14 protein-coding genes are annotated in these 20,364 nt (G+C 56.8%); 6 read left to right on the top strand and 8 right to left on the bottom strand.

Annotated features, from left to right (window positions below; all coding sequences use genetic code 11):
- Positions 1–30: 30 nt before the first annotated feature.
- The 3 genes from Q675_RS19995 to Q675_RS19985 all read right to left on the bottom strand — a co-directional run bounded on the left by Q675_RS19995 (position 31) and on the right by Q675_RS19985 (position 2,789).
- Positions 31–663 carry a helix-hairpin-helix domain-containing protein gene (locus tag Q675_RS19995; protein ID WP_023010270.1) on the bottom strand — a complete coding sequence of 211 codons (633 nt, stop codon included), beginning with the start codon at positions 661–663 and terminating at the stop codon, positions 31–33.
- Between the two features lie 46 nt (positions 664–709).
- Positions 710–1,108: a hypothetical protein gene (locus tag Q675_RS19990; protein ID WP_014421463.1), complete on the bottom strand. Its 399-nt coding sequence runs from the start codon at positions 1,106–1,108 to the stop codon at positions 710–712.
- Between the two features lie 160 nt (positions 1,109–1,268).
- Positions 1,269–2,789, bottom strand: coding sequence for a bifunctional GNAT family N-acetyltransferase/carbon-nitrogen hydrolase family protein (locus Q675_RS19985; protein WP_011784929.1), 1,521 nt, complete (start codon positions 2,787–2,789; stop codon positions 1,269–1,271).
- 156 nt (positions 2,790–2,945) lie between these two features.
- Between Q675_RS19985 and Q675_RS19980 the strand changes: the two genes are divergently transcribed.
- Positions 2,946–4,832, top strand: a complete 1,887-nt coding sequence (locus tag Q675_RS19980; RefSeq protein WP_031210916.1) for a methyl-accepting chemotaxis protein — start codon at positions 2,946–2,948, stop codon at positions 4,830–4,832.
- A gap of 24 nt (positions 4,833–4,856) precedes the next feature.
- Here the strand turns inward: Q675_RS19980 and Q675_RS19975 are convergent, their stop codons facing one another.
- Positions 4,857–5,765 carry a transporter substrate-binding domain-containing protein gene (locus Q675_RS19975; RefSeq protein ID WP_022991251.1) on the bottom strand — a complete coding sequence of 303 codons (909 nt, stop codon included), beginning with the start codon at positions 5,763–5,765 and terminating at the stop codon, positions 4,857–4,859.
- Between the two features lie 198 nt (positions 5,766–5,963).
- Between Q675_RS19975 and Q675_RS19970 the strand changes: the two genes are divergently transcribed.
- Positions 5,964–6,518, top strand: a complete 555-nt coding sequence (locus tag Q675_RS19970) for a YiiD C-terminal domain-containing protein (RefSeq protein WP_023010197.1) — start codon at positions 5,964–5,966, stop codon at positions 6,516–6,518.
- Here the strand turns inward: Q675_RS19970 and recQ are convergent.
- Complete coding sequence (gene recQ / locus Q675_RS19965) at positions 6,502–8,373, bottom strand: DNA helicase RecQ (protein WP_023010269.1); 1,872 nt, start codon at positions 8,371–8,373, stop codon at positions 6,502–6,504. The two genes, Q675_RS19970 and recQ, sit on opposite strands and share 17 nt — an antisense overlap.
- 173 nt (positions 8,374–8,546) lie before the next feature.
- On the opposite strand from recQ, the gene Q675_RS19960 reads away from it, so the two are divergent.
- Positions 8,547–9,752, top strand: a complete 1,206-nt coding sequence (locus Q675_RS19960) for a 1-acyl-sn-glycerol-3-phosphate acyltransferase (protein ID WP_023010268.1) — start codon at positions 8,547–8,549, stop codon at positions 9,750–9,752.
- 3 nt (positions 9,753–9,755) lie between these two features.
- On the opposite strand, the gene glgP is transcribed toward Q675_RS19960, so the two are convergent.
- Genes glgP through glgB form a run of 3 tightly spaced genes read right to left on the bottom strand, consistent with a single transcriptional unit; the run spans position 9,756 to position 15,699 of the window.
- A complete protein-coding gene (gene glgP, locus Q675_RS19955) occupies positions 9,756–12,308 on the bottom strand; it encodes an alpha-glucan family phosphorylase (RefSeq protein WP_023010267.1) in 2,553 nt (850 codons plus the stop codon).
- A 32-nt stretch (positions 12,309–12,340) separates the two neighbouring features.
- Entirely contained in the window at positions 12,341–13,807 is a 1,467-nt protein-coding gene (gene glgA / locus Q675_RS19950) for a glycogen synthase GlgA (protein ID WP_023010266.1), read from the bottom strand.
- Positions 13,804–15,699: a 1,4-alpha-glucan branching protein GlgB gene (glgB, locus tag Q675_RS19945; protein WP_023010265.1), complete on the bottom strand. Its 1,896-nt coding sequence runs from the start codon at positions 15,697–15,699 to the stop codon at positions 13,804–13,806. The genes glgA and glgB overlap by 4 nt, the downstream gene beginning before the upstream one ends.
- A gap of 177 nt (positions 15,700–15,876) precedes the next feature.
- Between glgB and glgC the strand changes: the two genes are divergently transcribed.
- From glgC to malQ, 3 genes are read left to right on the top strand one after another with little or no spacing between them, the layout of a single operon-like run.
- Positions 15,877–17,142 carry a glucose-1-phosphate adenylyltransferase gene (gene glgC / locus Q675_RS19940; protein ID WP_023010264.1) on the top strand — a complete coding sequence of 422 codons (1,266 nt, stop codon included), beginning with the start codon at positions 15,877–15,879 and terminating at the stop codon, positions 17,140–17,142.
- A complete protein-coding gene (locus Q675_RS19935; RefSeq protein ID WP_023010263.1) occupies positions 17,132–18,844 on the top strand; it encodes a glycoside hydrolase family 57 protein in 1,713 nt (570 codons plus the stop codon). Before glgC ends, Q675_RS19935 begins: the two co-directional genes overlap by 11 nt.
- Positions 18,841–20,313: a 4-alpha-glucanotransferase gene (gene malQ, locus Q675_RS19930; RefSeq protein WP_023010262.1), complete on the top strand. Its 1,473-nt coding sequence runs from the start codon at positions 18,841–18,843 to the stop codon at positions 20,311–20,313. Before Q675_RS19935 ends, malQ begins: the two co-directional genes overlap by 4 nt.
- Positions 20,314–20,364 lie beyond the last annotated feature (51 nt).

Here is a 20,364-nt window from a genome sequence, read left to right as displayed (position 1 = left end):
ATTTCAAGCCATGGGGTTGCGAGATAGGTTTCAGAGTACCTTTTTCGCTTCGGCAGACAACTCGCTGAACCCTTTCAGGCTCTTGAATGCTTCCAGCTTCTGCTTGTCCGCATCGCTGGGGTTGGCAATCTGGTCGATGGAGGTAATGCCAGCCTCTTTCATTTTCTTTGCGGTTGCCGGGCCAATGCCCTTCACGCGGGTAAGGTCAGACTTGTCTGCCGGCTTGGCCGATTTCTTCGGAGCTGCGGCCTTGGGCTTGGCAGTGCTCGTTTTCTTGGCGGCCGGCTTGGCAGCGGCGGTTTTCTTGGCCGGAGCCGCTTTCTTGGTACCACTGGCCTTCGAGGTTGATTCGCCGGACTTGGACACTGACTTGCCAGTTTCCTTTGAAGCGATACCCAGGCGCTCCAGCAATGCCGACTGCAGTTCGTGGAATTCATTCATGCGGCGCTCAAATTCGTCGTTAAAGCGCTTCATTTCACGATCACGCAGCTCATCCATGTCTTTCAGGAGCTTGCGTACCGGCTCCTGAACCTGGTTCTGCAGGTTGTCGAACTGCTTCAGTGCGTCGTTAATCAGCCCTTCGATCTGGGCGGATGTTTTCTCGAACTCTTTGTTTACTTTCTTGACGATCTTATCAACGCTTGGCTTGGCTTTCTTTGCCATGGAGTGTCTCCTTACGGAAGGGAAGTGCGGGTGAAGTGAACGGGCATCAGGCCATTTGTCGCATACCGGAAGCGGGACTCGACCCACGCCGGGATTTCAGGCTCTGTTTCTTGAGAACAACTTCTCTTATGCGCCGCAGTTTGTCAGAGAGCGGCGATTCGTCTCGAGCATTTAGCTCAACAAAATCAAGTGAGTAGAAGAAGTTGCTACAGTGTTTTCTCTTTTCGGTAACCAGGCCGGTCAGGCCTTCGGCACGGATTTCTTCAAACGGCATATCCATAACAAGGTCGAGAACCACGGTATCCCCGGGTTCAAACAGTTTGTCCGTTTTCATCACGCAGCCGTAACTGTCGAGTTCATAAAGTCGCGCTTCCACGGTTTCCTTGCGAAAAATGCCGTGTCGGATTCGGAAACGCGCGACCAGGTCCGGTAGTTCTTCGTTCATGGAACGCTTGCTCTGCTATTGAGGTCGGCCAGATATATACTGAACATTAATTAAACAATAGACGGGCCAGAAACTTTTGGCAATGCCGTCAGCTATCTACCGCAGCCCGTTCATGGAAATAATCAGGATTTGGCCCCCTGTGCGGGGCCAAATCTGCCCATTACCGGGTTTTCAGCTCGTAAAGGTCAACACGTCGATCTTTCAGATTGGTGACAGAACCTTCGTTTCTGACCAGTTTGAGCTTTTCCAGATCCATATCTGAAAACATGATCATTTCGGTGTTCGGTGTGGTTTCTGCCATCACTGCATCATGAGGGAATGCGAAATCCGACGGCGAGAATACCGAAGACTGGGCGTACTGAACATCCAGGTTTTCCACTTTCGGCAGGTTGCCCACGCTGCCGGTAATCACCACGTAGCACTCGTTTTCTATGGCCCGGGCCTGGGCACAATGGCGCACGCGCAAATAGCCGTTCTTGGTATCGGTCCAGAAGGGGACACAGATAATGTCCACATCCTGACTGGCGGCGATACGGCCCAGTTCCGGAAACTCAATGTCGTAGCAGATCATGATGGCGACACGGCCGGCATCGGTATCGAATACCTGGAATTTATCACCACCCTCAATAACCCAGTCGCGACGTTCGTGAGGGGTGATGTGGACCTTGCGCTGCTCGTCTACACGACCGTCACGGTGGCACAGGTATGAGACGTTGTAGACCCGGTCATCTTCAATCAGCGGCATGGAGCCGGTGATAATGTTGATGTTGTAACTGACGGCCATTTCCGACATTTCGTTGCGGAACTGTTCGGTAAAGCCGGCGAGGAACCGAATGGCACGGGTCTGATCCATCTGGTCGGTCAGCCCCATCAGCGGCGCGTTGAAAAATTCCGGGAACAGGGCAAAGTCGCTTTTATAATCCGACAGTGCGTCCACGAAGTACTCAACCTGCTTGAGCACCTCCTCCACCGAGGTGAATTCCCGCATCTGCCACTGCACCGCCCCCATGCGCACCTGGGTTTTTTTGACGTTGAGTACCGATGAGGGAGGCGTATAGAGAATGTTTCTCCACTCCAGCAACGTTGCATATCCGAGGGATTTCTGGTCTTCCGGCAGGTATTTGTGCATCAGCCGGGTAACCTGGAAATCGTTGGAAAGCTGGAACGTCAGGATCGGGTCGTAGATTTCCTTGCGATCAACGCGCTGAATGTATTCTTCCGGAGTGTATTGCTCGGCGTACTTGAAGTAGCTGGGAATCCGCCCTCCGGCGAGGATGGCCCGCAGGTTCATGGAACGACAGAGCTCTTTTCGTGCTTCATACAGGCGACGCCCCAGTCGATAGCCCCGGTATTCGGGGTCTATAAACACATCCAGGCCGTAAAGCGAATCGCCGTTGGGGTTGTGCCAGATTTTCTCGTTACGCAGAATCAGGTCGTCGTAGGCGTGAGGGTTGCTGAATCTTTCGTATTTCACGCATACCGTGAGCGCCACCGCCACCAACTGGCCGTTGTCTTCGATACAGATCTGGCCATCCGGAAACTGTTCTACCAGAGCCTTGATGGTTTCTTTTGGCCACGCGCCACCAATGTCGTCGTAAACCCGATCCATCAACTCTTGCAACTGGCCGTAGTCATCAAGGGTCAGGTTACGCAGATTCAGGTGGAGCTCTTCATGGGCCATAGGGTTCTCCCTGTCGTGTCTGGCGAATGTGCTGTGATCTCAGCATTCTAGCAAAGAGTGTTCAAGACTTCGCAGGATCTGCCGTTAGTAAGTATGTTTCGACTACACTAAATGATAAATGCAATTTGTTTTTGACCCTGATTGGAGACCGTCAGCTTGAACCTATCATTCGCCCAGAAATTGCTGATCGCAATTGGCTCCCTGATCGTGTTGATTATGGGCGCCCTGACAATTTCCAACGATATTCGGCTCCGCTCAACGACCGATCGCTACGTTAGCGCGCTGATGAGCGATGCAGTGGCCCAGAGTACGTCGAGTATTGCCGATTGGCTCAATACGCGCCTGGATATGGCGGAAGCGACGGCGAAGGCGCTGGAACGGACTCGCAACGACGATAACGCCCGCGTTCTCATGGAAGCCATGACCGAAGGTGGCAACATCAAGGACGTGTACGCCGGCACCGAAGATGGCCGCATGCTGATGCGAAGTGCCGAAGTAGAAGCCACGCTTCCACCCGATTATGACCCCCGGGTACGCCCCTGGTACCAGAAAGCCCAGCGTTTGGGGCAGGCGTCGTTTACCGATCCGTACCTGGATGCAACCTCGGACGAGACCATTATTTCCGCCATGGCGCCAATCAAGCGGGGCAATTATGTTGGCGTGGCCGGTATGGATATCAGTCTCAACACAATCGATCAGATGCTATCGACCATTACCCTGGCAGAGACGGGCTATGCGGCGTTAATCAACAATTCCGGCACGGTCCTGTTTCACCCCAACAGCGAGATTGTTGGCAAGAACATCAGCGGCATGATCGGTCAGCAGCCGGTTCTGGACGGTTCTCTGCAGGGATTTGAGAGCGAGGGTGCCGAGTGGAGTGTCAGCTTTCACCCCATCAGCGAAGCCCGGGCCGTGGACTGGTACCTGGTTACGTTCGTGAATGAAAACCTGATCAGTGCTCCCATCGTCGAGGCTCGGACTATGGGCCTGATCATCGCCGGGGTAGGGCTGATTGTTGCGCTTGTCTTGCTCTACTTTGCGATAAGCTTCCTTCTTGCGCCGGTTCGCAGGCTTAATGGCGCCATGTCTCGCATCGCTTCCGGAGATGCGGATCTTACCAAGCGTCTTGATGACTCTGCGTCTGATGAGTTTGGGCAGTTGGCGCGCAGCTTTAATAGCTTTGTTGAGAACATCCAGCAGGTTGTAAAAGAAGTAAAAGAGGGCAGCGACGAACTGGAGGAGAACGTAAAGTCGCTCCGACAGACGTCCAGCGACAGTCGCTCCAGTGTTGAAAACCAGCAGCATGAGATCGACATGATCGCGACGGCAATTAACGAAATGTCCGCGGCGGCGGGTGAGATTGCCCAGAATGCCCAGCAAACTGCGGAAGCTGCAGAGAATGCAGACCAGGAAAGCCGGGGTTCCCTGGAGACCGTCACCGCCTCGCGGGATGCGGTGCAGAAGCTGGTGGGTGAAATAAACGCCGCCGCCGAGGTTATCGACACCCTTGGTAAGGATGTTTCGTCGATTACGACTGTACTTGAAGTCATTCAGGGCATTGCGGAACAAACCAATCTGCTGGCACTGAACGCGGCCATTGAAGCGGCGCGGGCAGGGGATGCGGGACGCGGATTTGCGGTGGTGGCTGATGAGGTTCGGAATCTCGCTCAGCGTACCCAGTCTTCCACCGAAGAAATCAACAACATGATCGAGCGGCTGCAGAAAGGCGCCAACGATGCGGTAGACGTTATGAAAGCCTCTACGGCGGTATCCAACGTGAGTATGGAGAAAGCGCAGGATGCGATGGAGTCTCTGAACCGGATTGTGGAGGCGATTACCGCCATCAGTCAGATGACCTCACAGATCGCCACGGCCTCCGAGGAGCAGACATCGGTGACCGAAGAGTTGAATGCGTCCATCACCCGCATTGCTGACCAGGGCCAGGAAGCGGCCAAGGCGGCCAGCGAGAACGATGTTTACAGTGGCCACATCGAGACTATCGGCAGTGTGCTGAATGACAAGGTAACCCGTTTCCGGGTGTAATTCGTGGCGGCCAGGGATGGCCCGCTAGTCTCCGACACTCAGTAGCTCAACGCGGCGCTCCAGGTTTTCCAGGGTTCGACGCCCGACATATCTGGATTCTTCACTAAGATACGGATTCTCCAACGTGATTACTGTGCGCCGATCAAGGCCCAGTGATGATACCGCTCTGCCAAACCAGTTTTTCAGATACACCGCGAAGCTGCCGTCCAGGATCGCTCGCTCCAGACCCAGTTGCAGGCGTTGCGCGGTTTCGTGATCGTCCGGGGCCACAAAAAGGTAGGATGGCATGGCGTAGGCCAGCAGGATGTTTGGCTCGATTACCAGGTCGTCGGCTTTGTTATGTTCGAGGTCGAACAGCACTTCGCTCACACCGCGGGCGTAACAGTCGAAGCGTTTATTGCGAAGCATACCAAAGAGTATTTCATAGCGGGTGTGGGTGATCACGGTAATGCCGTTAGCTTCGAGAATCGGGGTGTCTGGCCAGTGTGCGCCCTGGCCAATACGGATATCTCGCTGGCGCAGGTCGTCCAGGCTGGATACCCCCTCAAACAGATTGAGCTGTTCCGGCAACACTAGGCATACCCTGAATCCGAGCAGTCCGCCGTCCACAGGTACCGGAATGGCGTTCAGAAATGTTTCCCGCTCTTCTGACGTCGCCACGTTCGCAATATCCAGAATCCGGCTCCGAGGGTTAGCCAATTCCCGAAGGGCGCGCCCCTGGCTTATTTCTTCGCTGCGGATAATCTGGAACTCACCGTACTCCGAGGTTTTGCGCAATGCGAGTTCAACCAGATTGCGAATGGCCGGGTTATCGTAGTTGCGGTACCAGAGTATGTAGTCTCGTGTGGGAGCCGATTTGGATTCGGACGCAGCCGTTTGCTGAACGTGAATGCACGCCGCAAGCGCCAGAACTGGCCAGAGGCGCGTTATCATTTTATTGAATGTGTACAACTGCGTGCCCTTTCCCTGTTATCCGGCTGCAAGCAACGGTAACGTTACAGACATTGGCTACAGCTTAGATCAGAAAGCGTTATTCGAAACGTACAGGTTTCAAAAAAACTGTAAAAGATTCTTGAAGTAGCCGTATCTGACTGTAAAGATCGCCTTTTCTGTACTTCAGGATATGGCTTTATGGCTCTTATTGATTCTCTGATTGGCACCGCCGGCCAATGGGTAAGCTCCAGTGACCCCAAGGCGACGCTGCTGCAACCGCTGGAATGGCTCAAGAAGACCGGCAGTTATGCTGCGGTTAACCGCATTATTGGTATGGCGATACCGTTCGCGCCACGTAATCACTTCAGCGTTGAGGAGCTTCGCCCGGGCTACGTCAAAGCCCGCGTGCGCCTCAAGGGCAATAAAAACCACTTTGGTAGCCTGTATGCTGGCGCCTATTTCCTGGTGGCGGAGATTCCCGGTGGGGTGTTGACCCTCTTCGACCTTGGCCCTGCCTATACGCCAATTCTGAAGGAAATGACTCTGGAGTTTCTGCAGCCGGCCAATTCAGATGTGACCGTGGAATTTGAACTACCACCAGAGGCGGTGGCTGCCATCCTTGCCGATGCAGACGCCACCGGTAGGGCTAAATTTACTCTGGAAGGCATTCTGAGAGATGAAGAAGGCAACCACGTTGCCACCTCCATCGCCCATTACCGGGTGCGCAAGAAGGGGTTCAAGCCTCAGGATTGATAGAGCGTAGCGCCTGCAGGAAAACATCGCCATACTTTTCCAGCTTGGCGGCGCCCACGCCGCTGACCTCGGCCAGCTCCTCCAGGGTGGAAGGGCGGCGTTCAAGCATGTCGAACAGGGTTGTGTCGTGGAAGATCACGTAGGGCGGCACGCCCTGCTTGTCCGCCAGCTCTTTGCGGCAGGCCCGCAACGCATCCCACCCGGCGTGGTCGGTAATCTGGTCCCGCACGTTCTGGCCGCTACGGCGGCTCGTTGATGACTTACCACCAGCGGTGTTGCGGACCACCGGGTCTTTCCGGAGTTCAATCGCCTGTGCGCCCTTGAGCAGGGGGCGGCAGCGCTCGGTTAGCTGAAGCGCGCCATAGCCCTCAGGGTCTGCCCGCAGGTATCCGTTCGCCACCAGTTGCCGGAATACCGACTTCCATTCGTTCGCTGACAGTTCCTGACCGATGCCATAGGTGGTGATCGCCTGGTGGCCGGATTGCAGGATTCGTTCATTCTCTGACCCGCGAAGTACATCAATGACGTAGTTAACGCCAAAACGCTGGCCGGTGCGGTACACGCAGGAGAGGGCCTTCTGCACCGCCACCGTGCCATCCCAGGTTTCCGGAGGGTTCAGGCAGGTATCGCAGTTTCCGCAGGGAGTCTCCAGATTGTCTCCGAAATAATGCAACAAAACTTGTCGCCGGCACTGGGTCACTTCGCACAGCCCAAGCATGGCATCCAGTTTCTGTCGCTCAACCCGCTTGAACTGATCGTTACCCTGAGAGGCCTCCAGCATCTGCCGGAGTTTGATGACATCCTGCAGGCCATACACCATCCACGCGGTGGACGGCTTGCCATCCCGGCCCGCCCGGCCCGTTTCCTGGTAATAGGCTTCCAGGCTTTTGGGAAGGTCCATATGGGCGACAAAACGCACATCAGGTTTATCGATGCCCATGCCAAAGGCAATGGTTGCCACCACAATAACGCCGTCTTCCCTGAGAAAGCGCTCCTGATTGCGGGCGCGGTCTTCGGCGCTCAGCCCGGCATGGTAGGGCAGTGCGGTATAGCCCTTGCTGCTCAGTAATCGGGCGGTGGCATCGACCTTGTTTCGGGACAAGCAATAGACAATACCGCAATCACCTTCATGCTCTGCTTTAATAAAATCCAACAACTGTTTGTTTGCGTTGGTCTTTGGTGTAATCCGATACTGAATGTTCGGGCGATCAAAGCCACTGATGAAATGCCGGGCGTTTGTCAGCGACAGCCGTTCAGCAATCTCTTTTCGCGTGCGCTCATCAGCGGTCGCTGTCAGTGCGATACGGGGGATGCCGGGAAATTCCTGGGCCAGCATGCTCAGTTGAAGGTAGTCGGACCGGAAATCGTGCCCCCACTGGGAGACGCAGTGAGCCTCGTCTATGGCAAACAACGACAGGGACGCGTTATGCAGCAGCTCAATGGTTCGCGGCTGAATCAGCCGTTCCGGCGCGCAATAGAGCAGGTCCAGCTCGCCGGTCGCCAGGGCGTATTCGGTGGCACGGGCCTGTTCGAAATCCATGGTGGAATTCAGGAACGCCGCTCTCACTCCAAGCTCGCGTAGCGCCGCCACCTGATCCTGCATAAGCGCGATCAGCGGTGAGATCACAATGGCGGTGCCGGGCCGGACCAGAGCGGGCACCTGGTAACACAGGGATTTACCGCCCCCGGTGGGCATCAACACAAGGGCATCACCGCCGTTGACCACTTCCCGGACAATATCCCCCTGCAGGGGCCGAAAACTCTCGTAACCAAAGACCTCGTGCAGAACCTGCTCCGGATTTCGGCCCGCAGCGGTGGGTGGTTCAGTGGCGAGTTGGTCGAAGTCCTGGTCCATGTACATTCAGTGGTCGGCCCGTGGCGGAGTGATTAAGCAGCGCGATTCTACCAGATCCTTCCGGATGTTTGGTCAACTGGCCATTCGGGTGGAGGCAAACCGGCAAGAGAAAGGATACAATAGCGCCCCTTTCGTACACTGTGATCAACGCTGCGAACAACAACAGGGCTTGCATGCAGGAATTTGACGCAATCCGTCCCTATTCGGATGAAGAAACCGCGCCAACCATCCAGAGGTTGGTTAACGACCGGGAATTCCTGGATATGGTTGGGCGGTTCAAGTCGCCAACCGTTGCAAAATGGGCGCCGGGCGTTCTGAGGATGTTCATTCGCCGCTGGCTGGTCAGCCATTTCGGGCATTACACCCGGGTAGATGATATGCAGGCCGGGGTTTCGAAATACGTCGGAGAACTGGTGGAAAATACCACCACCCGCGTCACCCACAGTGGCCTGGAAAATCTCAGCAAGAACAGCGCCCATCTGTTTATTTCCAATCACCGGGACATTGTTTTTGACCCGATGGTGGTCAACTACCTGCTGTTCCAGAACGGCTTCCACACAACCCGGATTGCCATTGGCGACAACCTGCTCTCCAATCGGGTGTTTGCGGAAATGATGCGGCTGAACAAGAGTTTTGTGGTGCGCCGTAACATGACCAGCCCAAGGGAAATGCGTGATGCCTACCTCACGCTTTCCGGCTTTATCAATCACAGCATTGATACCAATCACAGCATCTGGATTGCTCAGCGCGAAGGCCGCGCGAAAGACGGCATTGACGCTACCGACCCGGCGATCATCAAGATGTTCTACATGAGCCGGAAAAAATCGGGGCTGGCGTTCGATGAAGCCATGAACCGCCTTCACATCGTGCCGGTATCCATTGCCTACGAATACGACCCCTGCGATGCCGACAAGGCCAAAGAACTGGAAGTGCGGGGCCGGACCGGCGCCTATCAGAAGACGGAAGGCGAAGACACAGACCAGATCGTTAAAGGGCTGACGGGCTTTAAAGGCCACGTTCATGTCCATTTCGGGGCCCCGATTGCCGATTCACCGGACAACCCGAAAGCACTGGCCGCACGCATTGACCATGAAATGCACGCCAATTACCACCTGCACGCCTCCAATCTGGTGGCGTACCAGATGCGGGGAGTTCACCCGGATGCCCATGAGACTCCGGGCAGCGTGAGTGAGAGCGTGGTAACCGCCGAGACCTGGTCTCCGGCCGATATGGACGCTGCCACGGCAGAAATGGAGCGCCGGCTGGAGGCCTGTGACCCGGCGATCCGCCCTTATTTGCTGGATATGTATGCCAACCCGGTGGTCAACGCACTGGCCGCGAATAACCACGAGCAACCGCTGAACCCGACTACCGACTAAGTGTCATGCCCAGAGCATGGCCCCCATCTCCAGCGGGTGGGATAACGCCGTGTGGTGCGGATAGATGCGCAATCGCAGCGTTTGTAACCCCGGGTAGGGAGGCTGGACCCGGGTTTTGAACAGGGTTTTACCGTCTTTCTCTCCGCTGGCTTCCAGCACAAATGCGTCTGGCCCGGGGCCAGTGTGAGTGCCGGTGCATTCAGGCTCAACCAGGCATTCCACCCGTACATCATCGGGCGCCAGACCATTCAGAGCCACCGACACTTTCAGCTCCACGGATTCATCCCAGTGACAGCGATCTGACACGCAGCCGTCCACATGGATGGACACGCCGCTCCAGGCCTCTTGCACCCGGGCTTTCCACTCTGCCAGCTCCTGCGCCAGTGCGGCATTGTTGTCTCTCAACCGCGCGCCCTGCCGGGTGGCTGGCTGATAATAGTTGCGAACATAGTCCATCACCATGCGCTGGGCGTTGAACCTGGGCGTAATGGTTTTCATGGACGCTTTCGAGCGCGTTACCCAGCCCTGCGAGTAGCCCTGAGAGGCTCGGTTGTAATAGAGCGGAATGACTTCCTGCTCCAACAGGTCCAACAGGTCCCGGGCTTCCTCGCGGTTGCGAAACTCCACATCCAGTTCGATGTCCCGCGGCGTAATCGCCCAGCCATTGGTTTCGTCATAGCCTTCACCCCACCAGCCGTCCAGCACGCTCAGATTCAGGGCACCATTAACGGCCGCTTTTTCGCCAGAGGTGCCGCTGGCTTCCTTGGGGTATTCCGGCGTGTTGAGCCAGACATCAACACCGCTCAATAACCGGCGCGCCATGGCCTGATCATAATCCTCCAACAGGATAATGTGCCCCATCAGGTTGGGCTGCATGGAGAGGTCGTGTATGACCTTGATCAGTTGTTGCCCGGGTTTGTCCTGGGGATGGGCCTTGCCGGCAAATACCAGCACAACCGGCTGCTCCGGATTGGTGAGCAGCCGTTCCAGGCGGGCCAGATCGGAGAAAATCAGCGTAGCTCGCTTATAGGTAGCAAAGCGGCGGGCGAAGCCGACCACCAGCGCGTCATTTTCCGGCGACACCAGCTTGCGGGCCATTCGCTCAGTGACTGAATGGCCCGTGCCATTGCGCTTGTGCTGGCGTTTCAGGCGCCGCACGATGAACTCGGCCATCTGCTGTTTCAGGGCCTTGTGAACGCTCCAGTAATGGTAGTCCGGGATCTTGTCGATGAACTGCCAGAACGTCGGGTTTCGCAGTTCACTTTTCCAGGTCGGCGCCTGGATATCGAACAGACTTGCCCATTCCGGCGCCAGGAACGTTGGCACGTGAACACCATTGGTGATATAGCCAAGGGGATTCTCGGCCGCCGGTATCTGTGGCCAGATATCGCCTTCCATCCGAGCGGCTACACCGCCGTGAATCCGGCTTACGCCGTTATGAAACCGGGAGCCCCGAAGGCCGAGACTCGTCATATTGAAGCTTTGATCACCATTTTTGCTGCCGAGCCCGAAAACGGCATCGAATTCCAGCCCGGAGTGGTCCAGGAAAGGCGACAGGAAGTGCTCCACCAGGTCGCGGGGGAAGATATCGTGGCCCGCCGGCACTGGAGTATGGGTGGTAAACAAGGTGCATCCGGCTACCGACTCAAGGGCGGCACCAAAAGACAGCCCTTCGGCCATGGCCATACGGCAACGTTCCAGTATCTGGAAGGCTGCGTGGCCCTCGTTGATATGCCACACCGTAGGCTGAATACCCAGGGCGGCCAGTGCCCGGGTGCCCCCAATGCCAAGCAACATTTCCTGGCTGATGCGGGTAGCGGAGTCGCCACCATAAAGCTGTAAGGTAAGTTCCCGGTCTTCATCTGTATTTTCCGCGGTGTTGGTGTCCAGCAGGTACAGGGAAATATGCCCGACCCTGGCCAGCCAAACCCGTGCATGCACTTCGCGCCCCGGGAAGGGCACAGAGACGGTCAGTGCCTTGTCATCTACCTCTACCGGCGTGATTGGCAGCTCATCGCTGGAGTGGCACTGATAACGGGCAATCTGGTGCCCCTGGGCATCAATGGTCTGAATGAAATAACCCTGCTGATACAGTAGCCCGACGGCGACAAAGGGTAACCCCAGGTCACTGGCCGCCTTGCAATGGTCACCAGCCAGTATGCCAAGGCCCCCGGAGTAGATCGGGAAACTCTCGTGAAACCCGAACTCGGCGCAAAAGTAGGCGACAAGGCTATCTTCAGGGTTCAGTGCCTCCAGCACTTCGGTGCCGGGTTCGGATTCAAGATAAGCGTCGTAAGCGGATAATACTCGACGGTATTCGGCGAGAAAGGCGCGGTCTTCCGATGCCTGATCGAGCCGGGCCTGGGCCACCCGTCGCAGGAACAGTTTCGGGTTGTGCTCCACTTTTTGCCAGAGACGGAGATCAATCCGCGCGAACAGGCTGCGCACGCCATGATCCCAGCTGTAGAACAGGTCATTGGCCAGCGTATCAAGTCGTTCCAGTGCTTCTGGTAGTCTGGGGCGGGCTTCCAGCCGGAATTCAGTTGCGGTGTGCATGGTGATGACCTCCTTGGGCCAGGGGCACCGTGTCAGTCTTCATGTATCCGGTCGTTGCCGGCAATGAGGTTCCGGTAAAGGGCCGCGTATTCGCCGGCCCGGTTCTTCCAGGAATAGTCGCCTTTCATGCCGTTTTCCTGCAATTTGCGCCAGGTTTTCCGGTCCTCCCGCGCTGCCAGCGCACGGGTAATGGCGGCATGTAATGCGTCTGGCGTCGCCTCACGAAACACAAAACCATTGGCTTGTTCCGGTGTTTCCTCATTGGGGTCAAACACCGTATCGTTAAGGCCGCCGACGCCGTGCACCACAGGTACGGTGCCGTATCTCAGGCTGTACATCTGGTTCAGGCCGCAGGGTTCAAACCGGGAAGGCATCAGGAAAATATCGGCCCCGGCGGTTATCCGGTGTGCCAGGCCTTCGTTGTAACCGAGCGTGAGTGAACATTGCCCGGGCCATTCACGAACCATGGCTTTCAGGCTTTCCTGGTAGTGGTGTTCGCCGGAGCCGAGCAGGGCAAACTGACATCCTCGTTCCAGTAATGGCTTGATGACCCCGAGCAGCCAGTCGAGCCCTTTCTGTTCCACCAGGCGCCCGACGAACCCCAGCAATGGAGCCCCGCAAACCTCCAGCCCGAGTTCCTGCTGCAGCCTTGCCTGGCATTGTGATTTGTTGGCGGGGTAGTCCGCGCCGTAGTGAAACTCCAGGTGCGGGTCGTCTTCCGGGTTCCATTGGCGGGTATCAATGCCATTGAGAATGCCCTTCAGCCTGGCGGATTTGTGGCGCAACAAGCCGTCCAGGCCATTACCGAACCAGGGTGTCTGGATTTCATCGGCGTAGCTGGGGCTCACGGTGGTGATGGCATCGCTGAACACCAGCCCACCTTTGATAAAGGAAAGTTGGCCGTGGAATTCCAGGAACTCGTAGCGCCACAGGGAATCGGGCAGGCCCAGGGCCCGAAAGGTCTCATGGGAAAACAGCCCCTGGTAAGCAAGATTGTGGATGGTGAACACGGTTTTCGGGGCATCCTGACTGTCCGCCAGGAACACCGGAATCAGTGCGGATTGCCAGTCGTTGCAGTGAACGATGTCCGGGCGCCACGCCAGACCCAGTTGCCCAAGTGCCAACATAGCTCCAATTCGCCCGAACAAGTGAAACCGGTGAGCATTGTCCCACCAGTCTTCACCATTTTCATTCTGATAGGGGCTGTCGCCAGCACGATCGAAAAGAGCCGGGCAATCCACCAACCACAGAGTTACCGCCGTACCCGGCAGACGGGTTTGCCACAGGGAGACATCATACTGACCATACCGGAACCGGGTTTTCCTGCGGGCGCCACCCTCTCGCGCTGCCTTCAGTGCAGCAGGATAGCCGGGTAGCAGAACCTGACAGTCGTAGCCCAGACGGCAGAGTGCCTCAGGAAGGCTGGCGGAAACATCGGCCAGCCCCCCGGTTTTCACGAGAGGAAAAACCTCACTGGTAGCAAACAGCACCCGGGTCATGGCGCGGGCCTCAACATAACCAGCCCCAGGGGCGGGAGTGTTAACTCCAGGGAGCACGGTCGGGCCATCCAGGGTGTGGGCTCAGCTTGCAAGGGCAGGGGGTTGCCGAGGTTGCTGCCGCCATACCAGGTGGAGTCTGAATTAAAAACTTCCTGCCAGTTGCCTCCGCCAGGCAGGCCTATACGGTAGTGATGCCTGGGCACGGGTGTAAAGTTGGCAACAACCACCAGCGCCCCATGCTCCGGTGAGCCGGCAATCCGTAGAAAACTGATCACGGATTGGGTGGAATCGTGGCAGTCAATCCACTCGAATCCTTCACCGGTAAAACTTTTTCGATACAGGGCCGGGTATAGCCGATAGAGGCCGTTAAGGTCCTGGATCAGTTTTCGCAGCCCCTGGTGCTCCGGGTATTGCAATAGATACCAGTCCAGCTCACGGCGTTCGCTCCACTCCTGGCGCTGGCCGAATTCACCCCCCATGAACAGCAGCTTCGCGCCGGGGTAGGCAAACATGTAGCTGAACAGCAGGCGCAGCGAGGCCCTCTGCTGCCAGTCATCTCCCGGCATTTTCTGAATCAGGCTGGATTTGCCGTGTACGACTTCGTCGTGGGATAGCGGCAGCACGAAATTTTCCGAAAAAGCGTAAAGCAAACCAAAGGTGAGCTTGTCATGGTGATACTGGCGATACACCGGATCCTGTTGCAGGTAATGCAGGGTGTCGTGCATCCATCCCATGTTCCATTTCAGGTTGAAACCGAGCCCGCCAATTTCCGGAGGCCGGGTCACCCTGGGCCAGGACGTGGACTCTTCCGCCATCATCAGTACACCCGGAAACCTGCTCTGGCACACCCGGTTCAGATCCTGGAGGAAACGGATCGCCTCCAGATTCTCATGGCCGCCATGTTCGTTCGGCAGCCATTCACCCTCATTCCGGGAGTAGTTCAGGTACAGCATGGAGGCAACGGCATCCACCCGTAGCCCGTCCATGTGAAAGGTATCCAGCCAGAAAAGCGCACTGCCTATGAGAAAGTTCCGGACTTCGTGGCGACCGTAGTTGTAGATGAGCGTGCCCCAATCCTGGTGACGCCCGCGGCGGGGATCTTCATGTTCATAGAGTGCCGTGCCATCAAATTCGGCGAGGGCGAAGTCGTCATCGGGGAAATGCCCCGGCACCCAATCGAGAATCACGCCGATGTTGTTCTGATGACACAGGTCGACCAGATATCGAAGATCATCCGGGCTGCCATAACGGCTGGTGGGGGCGTAATAGCCGGTAGTCTGGTAACCCCAGGATTCGTCCAGCGGGTGCTCGGTAATCGGGAGTAGCTCAATATGCGTAAAGCCGGTTTCCAACACGTAGGGCACCAACTGATCGGCCAGCTCCCGATAGGTCAGCCAGCGCCCGGAACCGTGATGGCGCCAGGAGCCAGGGTGTACCTCATAGACAGAAACAGGGCTCCGCTGCCAGTCGAACCGGTTTCTGCCCTCAAGCCAGTCGCCGTCGCCCCAGGCGTATTTCCCCCGCTCGGTCACCACTGCGGCATTGGAAGGCCGGTGCTCAAAGGCCTGACCGTAGGGATCGGTTTTGGTGATGTCGTGGCCGTTTCGGGTTGTGATGGCAAACTTGTAAAGGTCTCCCGGCTTTACTCCCCCAATGAATACCGACCAGACACCATAATCTTTGTTAACCGCCATGGGATGACGGCCGCTGTCCCAGTCGTTGAAGTCGCCGATCACACTCACGGCCTGGGCGTTGGGTGCCCAAACGGCAAAACGCGCGCCTTCGATTCCTCGCTGATTCCCAAGGTGGGCACCCAGCACATTGTAGATATGCCAGTGCCTGCCTTCGGCAAACAGGTGCAGGTCGAACTCACTCAGGGCGGGGCTTTCCATAGACCACAGATTCCTGAACAAAAGTGGAAACCAGAGGTTAGACCATCAATCGTTTTTGCGTTTGTACAAAATATGACCTAAGACAATTGTACGTCATAATTCAATGATAGTGTTTTTCTGCAAGAGCAAACGTCAAATTTGTGTCGGCGCGTATCCGGTTTAAACAGGGAAGCTGCTATGCAAACCGCCAAGCGTTTCGTCAGTCGTCTTACTCGTCAAACCCTGGCCCTGGTGCTGGCTGGCGGCAGGGGCTCACGGCTTCACGACCTCACCAAATGGCGAGCCAAGCCCGCCGTTCCCTTCGGGGGTAAGTTCAGGATTATCGATTTCCCGTTGTCCAACTGCATCAACTCCGGCATTGGCCAGGTAGGCGTCATTACCCAGTACAAATCCCACTCACTGATCCGTCACATTCAGCGCGGCTGGGGATTCCTGCGGGGGGAACTGGACGAATTTGTGGAACTGTTGCCAGCCCAGCAGCGCATTGAGACCTCCTGGTACGAGGGCACAGCAGACGCCGTACTGCAGAACCTGGACATCATTCGCAGCCACCAGCCGGAGTACGTGTTGATTCTGGCAGGTGACCATGTCTACAAAATGGATTACGGCACCATGCTGGCTGCCCACGTGGAACAGGAGGCGGATATTACCGTGGGCTGTATTGAGGTGCCCGTCGAAGAAGCTTCGGCGTTCGGGGTGATGTCGGTGGATGAAGATTTACGCATTACCGAATTCGAGGAAAAGCCGGCCAATCCCAAGGCCATGCCGGGTAAACCCGGTACAGCATTGGTCTCGATGGGTATTTACGTATTCAGCACGGCGGTTCTGTTTGACGAGCTGCTGCGGGATCATAAGATGGACGGCAATTCCTCCCACGACTTCGGCAAGGATATTATTCCCTCGGTAATCAAGCGCCACCGGGTTGCTGCTTTCCCATTCCGGGATCCGATCAACAACAAGGTTGCTTACTGGCGCGATGTCGGCACCATCGACTCTCTGTGGCAGGCAAATCTGGAGCTGATCGACATCAGCCCGGAACTGAACCTTTACGATTCGGACTGGCCTATCTGGACTTATCAGGAGCAGCTGCCTCCTGCCAAATTTGTCTTCGACGACGACAATCGCCGGGGCACAGCGGTGGATTCCATGGTGGCCGGCGGTTGCATCGTTTCCGGCGCCCGCGTTCGCCACTCGTTGTTATTCTCCCAGGTCAGGGTGCATTCATTCAGCGATATCCAGGATACGGTGGTTTTTCCGGATGTAGACATCGGTCGGGATTGCCATATTCGAAAAGCAGTGATTGATCGCGGATGCCGTATTCCGGAAGGCACCCGGATCGGCTTCGACCGGAAGGCAGACGAGAAACGCTTTCACGTGTCGTCAAAAGGTGTAGTGCTGGTTACCCCCGAGATGCTCGGGCAGGATTATCCCCATGGCCTCTGACAACCGTACGCCGGTGGTGCTGTGCTGGCACATGCACCAACCGGACTATCAGGATCACGGCAACGGGCAGTTTCTTTTTCCCTGGGTCTACCTCCACTGCATTAAAGACTACGTGGACATGGCCGCCCACCTGGAAGCCCACCCGGATGCCCGGGCGGTGGTGAATTTTGCCCCCGTGCTGCTGGAACAGATTGAAACCTACCTGTATCACATCGAGCGCTGGCGCCATGGCGGGCAAACCATCGGCGATCCTCTGCTTGCGGCTTTGGTTAATCCGGCACTGCCGGAACCCGGCTCACCGGCATTCCTGGATTTGATGGAAAAGTGCCTGAGAGCCAATGCCGAACGCATTATCAAACGTTTTCCCGCATATGACCGGTTGGCGGAAGTGGCCCATCTGTACCGAACCCGGCCAGACCTACAGCGTTATCTTTCCACCCAGTTCCTCGCTGATCTGCTGGTGTGGTATCACCTGGGTTGGATGGCAGAAACCGTGCGTCGCAAGCATGGTGTGGTGCAAAGCCTTCAGGAAAAGGCGCATCAGTACACACTGGACGACCGTAAGGCATTGCTGGGGGTTATTGCGGAATTGATGGCCAGCATTGGCCCGCGCTATCGGCACCTCGCGCATACCGGGCAGGTGGAGCTGGCCATGAGCCCCTGGGCCCATCCCATCGTGCCCTTGTTGCTGAGTTTCAGTTCCGCCAGAGAAGCGATGCCGGAGATCGCGCTTCCGGAGCATGATCACTATCCGGGCGGGAAAGAGCGGGCCATCTGGCATCTGGCCGAGGGCAGGCGCTCTTTCAAGCGATTTTTTGGCACCGAACCGGCGGGTTGCTGGGCCTCTGAAGGCGGGTTGAGCCAGGCCACACTGGTGTTGCTTGGCGAGCAGGGCTTTCGCTGGACTGCTTCCGGTGATTCAGTCATCAATAACTGCATCAACAAGGCCAGGGCGAACAAATCCTTGCCTGAAGGTGCCAGCATCCATCAGCCGTACCGGTTTACTGATGCCAATGTAACGGCTTTTTTTCGTGACGATGGGTTATCCGATCTGATTGGTTTTACCTATGCCGACTGGCACGCCAGGGACGCGGTTGGCGACCTGGTGCATCACATGGAAAACATTGCCAGAGAAGGCAAGAACCCGGTGATCTCGGTAATTCTGGACGGCGAGAACGCCTGGGAGTATTACCCGGAGAACGGCTTCCATTTTCTGGACGAGCTGTACCGGACACTTGAGAAACACCCGAAACTGCGGCTGACCACTTATTCGACCCTTCAGGAAGAGCATTACACAGAGCCTGTGCAACTCCCGGAACTGGTGGCTGGAAGCTGGATTTATGGAACCTTTTCCACCTGGATTGGCGACCCCGACAAAAACCGCGCCTGGGATTTGCTGTGTGAGGCCAAGCAGCATTTTGACCGGGCAATGGATAATGGCTCCCTCAGCACCGACCAGAAAACGGCGGCCACACACCAACTCGGTTTGTGTGAAGGCTCGGACTGGTTCTGGTGGTTTGGCGATTACAACCCGGCGTCTGTGGTTCGGGATTTTGAGCAGCTGTATCGGCGGCACCTGGCCAATCTGTATGAACGCATTGGCTACCCGGCGCCGTCCAGCCTGTTCCAGCCCCTGAGCCAGGGTGGTGGGGAGCCCGCCAAGGGCGGCGCCATGAGGCCGGGACATGAGGCCGGCTCATGACTGTGGATATGCCACCCAATCCGGTTTTAGCACGGCGCCGTGCCGGTGTATTGCTACACCCCACTGCATTACCCGGTACTTCTGGCAAGCTCGGCGCCGCCGCCAGGCAGTTTGTGGATGTTCTTGCAGAGGCGGGCATCACGGTATGGCAAACCCTGCCATTGGGCCCCACTCATGCAGACCTTTCGCCGTATCAGTCGCTCTCGGCCCATGCCGGCAGTCCGGTACTGATCGATCTGGCGGAACTGGTGGCGCCCGGGCTGCTTGATAGTCAGGAGCTCGCTACGTTCACCCGTACCGAGGCCCTGGAACATGCCAGCCAGCGATTCCACGCCGGCCGCTATCGTGAGACTGAAGTCTTCAACCCACAGGCCTACCAGGATTTTCTGGAGCACCACCAGTGGCTGGATGATTTTGCCCTGTTCATGACTGCCAGAGAGGCGTTTCCAGGCGTGAACTGGCTGGACTGGCCCGACGACCTGCGGGATCACAAGCCGACCGCCCTGGAAGCCCTGAGAGAATCCCACCAAAGTACACTGGAACGGGTATGCCTGGAGCAGTACCTGTTTTTCGAACAATGGACAGCATTGCGCCATTATGCGGCCGAGCGGGGAATCTGGCTGTTTGGCGACATTCCCATTTTTGTGGCCCACGACAGCGCCGATGTCTGGGCGGCGCCCCATCTCTACAAGCTGGATAGTGAGGGCAAGCCAAGGGTGATTGCCGGAGTGCCACCGGATTATTTCTCGCCGGAGGGTCAGCACTGGGGGAACCCACTATTCGACTGGCAGCGAATGGCGGAGGATGGATACCGTTGGTGGGTGCAGCGCTTGGCAAGCCAGCAGGAACGGTTTGATTTGCTGAGAATTGATCATTTCCGGGGGCTGCAGGCGTATTGGGAGATTCCGGCGGACAACCCGCGCCCGGCCCACGGCTACTGGGTACCGGGCCCGGCTGATGATTTCCTGGAAACCTGCTTCCGGGCCTTGCCCCGTTTGCCGCTGGTTGCCGAAAACCTGGGCATTATTGGAGAGGATGTGGAGGCCCTCCGACACCGCTTCCGGCTGCCGGGTATGACGGTGATGCAGTTCGGTTTTGATGGCAGCGCCACCAACCCCCATCTTTTGCATAACCACAAGGAATGGGATCTGGTCTATACCGGCACCCACGACAACGACACCACGCTGGGCTGGTATCAGAGTCTGGATGAACGAACGAGGGAGCATGTTAACCGGTACCTGAGGATTAACAGCCCGGATCTGCCATGGCCTGTGATACAGGCTGCCATGGGGTCGGTATCACGACTGGTGATCGTGCCAATACAGGATCTTCTGGGCCTGGGCTCAGAGGCGCGCTTCAACACGCCCGGCACGATTCAGGGGAACTGGATATGGACCTTGCCCGAGGATTATCGAGCCAGGATCGACATACCGGGGCTGCGAACTATTGTGAATCTATACGGTCGATAGCCGAGTGGTCACCCTCTTGATCAGAATCAAGATGATCACTATTTGATCAGG

Source organism: Marinobacter sp. EN3, assembly GCF_000475315.1.
Taxonomy (GTDB): Bacteria; Pseudomonadota; Gammaproteobacteria; order Pseudomonadales; family Oleiphilaceae; genus Marinobacter; species Marinobacter nauticus.
The sequence above is the reverse complement of the archived record's forward strand: the minus strand, read 5'-3'. Positions and strand labels throughout refer to the sequence as shown.